This is a genomic window from Bradyrhizobium sp. (genome assembly GCF_049512235.1).
GTDB lineage: Bacteria > Pseudomonadota > Alphaproteobacteria > Rhizobiales > Xanthobacteraceae > Bradyrhizobium.
Genome location: NZ_JBEKXH010000597.1, coordinates 1 through 3,571, shown reverse-complemented (window position 1 = coordinate 3,571; position 3,571 = coordinate 1). Strand labels below are relative to the sequence as shown.

Genomic DNA, 3,571 nt, shown 5'->3' with positions numbered 1-3,571 from the left:
ATCACGAGATCCGCCATCATGCGCGCGTGACGGCCATTGCCATTCGGAAACGCGTGAATCTGCGTCAGCCGGTGATGCAGGCGCGCGGCGATTTCGTCAGGCGGATAGGTCTTGTGCTCGACCCAGTAGCGCATGTCGTCGAGCATCGCCGGCATTTCTGCGGCGATAAGGTGCGGGGCGATACCGATATTGAGTTCGCCCTGCCGGTAAGTCCCGGCCCATTTCCAGACTTCGCCGAACATCCGCTTGTGCAGCGTTTTGACGAAATCCTCGGTCAGAAGATCAGCTGCCTTGCCGCGGCGGCGGCGGCCCCAGGCCGTGCCTTTGACGATGTTTTCCTCTTCCGCCTCATTCAGGTCGGCGCGGCTGGTAATCCAGGTTTGCAGCAGATCGCCGCGCCGCGCGGAGTCGAGCGGCGTTGCGTCATTCGGTTCCCGGAAGAGATCCGTCATGGCTCGTTCCACGGGTCACGGTCTTTGAGGACATCACGGACATACGCCTCAATGCGCGCTTCGAGATTGGCGTCGCCTGTCCCCTGCGCTTCCAGCTTCATTGTATGGGCGACGCGGCCCAGTTCGCGCTTGGCGATCTTGCGCGCGCGCGCGCTCACGGCGCCTTCAAGCGACGTATTCGGCACGAGGGCGTAGACAAGCGTGCAGTCGAGCGCTTCCGCGGCGCGGCGCAGCGTCTTGAGCTGGATCGAACCGTTCGCTTCAGACTTTTCGAGCGCCTCGACGCTCTGGGGGCGGATTTCGAGCCGCTTGGCGAACTGGACGCCGGTCATCCCGAGCGCGTCCCTGATCGCCCGCACCCAGCCTTTCGGCGGGGCGGCGAAACGGTCTTCGGGTTTGAGCGCCATCAAGCGCTCATCAAGTCGTTTACGGCCTCGCTGGCGAGCATCGTTTTTCATAGTGATACCTGATTCTCTGGAGTCTAATATCAGTCTATAGACTGATTTATATTAAGCTATATCAGTCTACAACATGTTTTATTTTCTGAGAATCAGTCCATGATCTGATTGCCAGGCCATCTTGAACCAAATCAACGACTTGGCAGGGGTGATTTAGCCGCCGGATTTCACACGATCTCATTGGTGCGGATCACGACCGACCCATCCGATTCCAGTTGAGCGCGGAGATATTTGCGGCGTGCCAGCGCTTCGATTGCATCGCGATGCTTCTCGAATGCCGCACGTGGCCGCAGCCGGCCGCCATCTGAAAAATGATCGTCGAGCGCCTCGCGCGCGATTTGGCATGGTACCCGCTCGGCTCCATCCTGTCCCCAGAAGGCTACGCCGGTACCGATATCGTAGGAGTACTCCTTGTCTTTGAAAGTCAGCGTGCGCCTGTCGGTCATGCCGAGCACGTCGAGGATTGCCAGCGCCGACGACAGTTGCACATCCTTCGCCGCCTGCTCGAAGCGCGACACGGTGGGCGTGCTGACTTTTGCCAGCGCCGCGAGGTCGCGCTGCGTCAACTTCATTCCTTGTCGGCGCCGGGTCGCTTCTTCGACAAGAACCGGCCAATTGAGGAGAAACTCCCGTTCCATCTCCGCTCCATGAGTTCAAGAATGTCCTCTCCAAGTCCCTCCGCACCGATCTTCCTTGCTTCGGCGGTCAGCGCTTTCTCAACTCTTTTGCGGCGGTCATCGAGGCGCTGCACCGTGAGCAGGATCAAATCGTCGGAGAGATTGCAGGCCTGCGCCAGCGCCACCAAATGCCTTGGCTTGATCTGATCGATGGTCAGATTGGCGGCTCCGCCAATCGAAAGCGCGAAGCTGCGGTATTCGGGATAGAGCGCGGCCGCGACGAGATCGTAGGCCGGGGTGAGGCGCAGTCCGTCCGGCGTATGCAGCATCGCAAAGTTCTTGAGATGCGCGTCGGTATTCCCGGTCAGAAGACAGACCAGCACGCGCTCAAAAAGCCGCCAGGCATCGGCGGGCGCGCAGCCGGGTGTATTGACGATGAACGACGCCATGTCCTCATCGGCGGCATCGTATTTGTCATCACCCGAACGGCGCCCGAGCAGTTGATTGAATTCCTCGAAATGAATTCGTGCGCCGCTGCGCAGACGATCGAAGCGATGCACCAGCAAAGCCTTGTCGCCAATGCCCTTCAGCGGGGCGATCACAGCGTCCACGATGGTGTCGCGAGGCAATAACGAACGGCAAGCGCGCAACACCAGAAACTCGTTCTCGATGATGTCGCGCAGGCTGCCCGACGGAAGCTTGGCGATATAAGTCGACGTCTCGTCCAGCCGCGCCGGCCTGTAGTGACGGCCGTCCTTGACTGCGAGCAGCTTCGGCTGCACGCCGGACAACGAGCCGCGGCTGGCCAGCGCCGCCGTTGCCGTCGGATCGCCGATGTCGATGGCCGGCTCGTTGATCGGAGCAGGATCGATCAAGCTCACGGCGCCCGCGCAGTCACGGCCGAAGGCAAGCAACAGGGCAAAGCGGTTGTCGGGATTGATCTTGAGTGCGCGCGCCTGTAAAAGGCTTAAAAGCCGGAACAGCCGCGAACGCCGAAACATCCCGCCCATCGTTCCGCATCAATAGCAATTAGACAGGCTGGCAGGAGTGGCAGGGCTCGAACCTGCGATCCCCGGTTTTGGAGACCGGTGCTCTACCAATTGAGCTACACTCCTGTACGGACCCTGCGTGGCCGCATGGTCCCTCGGCGATCGGCACTTTTGGCTCGCAAGGCAAATAATTTCCTCTTCGTTGCCTATTGAAAGTCCGCCAGGGCGATCCAAATCAACCAACAGCTGTTAATGATGCGCCTGTATCGCGCTGCCATAGAGCGAAAAATGCCATGAGTTACAATGGCTCGGTGTTACTTCGACTTTTCATTGCATGTATCCTGATCGTCGCGAGCGCCCCGCTCACGGGCAGCTGGGGCGCCGGCCTGCGCAGTGGCCACAGCGATTTGCGCGGTCGTGACGGCGGGATCGGAAAGCCATTGGGTTCTGGGGACTTAAGTCCAGAGGATTCCTCTACGTATGACACGAGAGATTCGCCGTCTTATAGTTCGGGCAGCTCGGGCAATTCCTCTTCTGGATCTGGCAGGAGCCATGGCTCCGGTTCAGCGGGAGGATGCTGGAGGATTCCTGGCTACAGCTGTAACGATCTGGCGTTCAATAGTCTGCGCGTCGCACTAAAGATTTGTCTCGCACGCGCTTCCACAGATAGCGACTGGAGTTGCACCAGTGACTACGGCGCAGTGTTGCGTCAAATAGTTACCCAGACTCTTAAGCAAGAGAGAGACTCGGTTATCGAGGTAATATTTAAGGGGTACGACAAGGCTGAACAGTTCAGAATGATACAGAAGCTCACTAACGACGCTGCCTTTGCCGTAAATAACATCCTCCAAGCAGACCTTAACAAGCTCACTCCGTACCGATGGGAAATTTGGGACTTCGCATGGCCGAGCGGCCAAGAAGCACTCAGACGAAGTTGAGGAACTGAGGCGCGGCGTAGGCGAATTTGAGAGACGGAGTCACCCCGATGTCGAGGTGACAACATGGACAGATGGCGACGAGTATCGACATGAGTACAAGCTAGGTCCTACTTACGA

4 protein-coding genes and 1 tRNA gene are annotated in these 3,571 nt (G+C 58.8%); all 5 read right to left on the bottom strand.

Annotation, left to right across the window (positions count from 1 at the left end; all coding sequences use genetic code 11):
- Positions 1-452 (bottom strand): mobile mystery protein B (locus ABSG20_RS32420; protein ID WP_423868527.1); only part of this gene is annotated, 452 nt, incomplete at its 3' end.
- Positions 449-910: a mobile mystery protein A gene (locus tag ABSG20_RS32415; protein ID WP_423868526.1), complete on the bottom strand. Its 462-nt coding sequence runs from the start codon at positions 908-910 to the stop codon at positions 449-451. The genes ABSG20_RS32420 and ABSG20_RS32415, both read right to left, overlap by 4 nt.
- 167 nt (positions 911-1,077) lie before the next feature.
- Positions 1,078-1,482 carry a DUF1488 family protein gene (locus tag ABSG20_RS32410; RefSeq protein WP_423868525.1) on the bottom strand — a complete coding sequence of 135 codons (405 nt, stop codon included), beginning with the start codon at positions 1,480-1,482 and terminating at the stop codon, positions 1,078-1,080.
- The gene (locus ABSG20_RS32405; protein WP_423868524.1) at positions 1,479-2,528 is read right to left on the bottom strand and encodes a type II toxin-antitoxin system HipA family toxin; all 1,050 of its coding nucleotides are present in this window, start codon (positions 2,526-2,528) and stop codon (positions 1,479-1,481) included. The genes ABSG20_RS32410 and ABSG20_RS32405 overlap by 4 nt, the downstream gene beginning before the upstream one ends.
- A gap of 38 nt (positions 2,529-2,566) precedes the next feature.
- Positions 2,567-2,642: transfer RNA gene (locus ABSG20_RS32400), tRNA-Trp, on the bottom strand.
- Positions 2,643-3,571 lie beyond the last annotated feature (929 nt).